This is a genomic window from Paraburkholderia sp. SIMBA_054, assembly GCF_046534875.1.
GTDB lineage: Bacteria > Pseudomonadota > Gammaproteobacteria > Burkholderiales > Burkholderiaceae > Paraburkholderia > Paraburkholderia hospita.
In genome coordinates, this window is record NZ_JAWRXV010000726.1 from 1 (window position 1) to 274 (window position 274).

At 55.8% G+C, this 274-nt stretch carries 1 pseudogene; it reads right to left on the reverse strand.

Annotated elements, in window-relative coordinates:
• Window positions 1–82: 82 nt before the first annotated feature.
• A pseudogene (locus SB822_RS57000) lies at window positions 83–274 on the reverse strand (cardiolipin synthase); the annotation flags it as partial.

Genomic DNA, 274 nt, shown 5'->3' on the forward strand with positions numbered 1-274 from the left:
GGCGCATCTTGACCTCAAATCGGCAACGAACCTGCTGGAAGAATTCAGCCCGGAAATATTCACGAGCAGGACGGGATAATTCTCAGAGATACGGCGAACCCAGCCATATAATCCGGTCCAGCAGACGCTCCAGAAATGGCCTGTTCTTGAGACGCGCAAGATTGACCTCGCGGCTACCCTCGATCACCTTGCCGATGCGTTCTTCCACCTGACGCGCCACGTCGCGGTCGAGAATTTCAAGATCGACCTCGAAATTCAGTCGCAGCGAGCGCGG